Source organism: Stenotrophomonas sp. C3(2023), assembly GCF_032911385.1.
Lineage (GTDB): Bacteria > Pseudomonadota > Gammaproteobacteria > Xanthomonadales > Xanthomonadaceae > Stenotrophomonas.
In genome coordinates this window covers 1-219 of sequence record NZ_JAWJLO010000027.1, presented here as the reverse complement: position 1 = coordinate 219, position 219 = coordinate 1, and the positions used below count along the sequence as shown (strand labels likewise).

At 60.3% G+C, this 219-nt stretch carries 1 pseudogene; it reads left to right on the top strand.

Features of this window, described 5'->3' with window-relative positions:
• Nucleotides 1-219, top strand: a pseudogene (locus tag RZA67_RS16460) (type VI secretion protein); the annotation flags it as partial.

The window sequence follows — 219 nt, the reverse complement described above, 5'->3', positions numbered from 1 at the left end:
TGACACGATCAAGGACTTCGTGACCGGCGACATGAAGCAGGTGATCACCTTTGCGGTGACCGGCAAGGACGAATCTGCCGAGGCGATGATCGACCGCTCGCTGGCGTACATGCAGTTGGCGATGTCGAGCATCGATGCGATCGACGTGGTCAAGGACCAAGGACTGTCGGCCGAGAAAACCCGTGCCCTGTACATGGTGGGGTTTGGCATCGGCGGCCC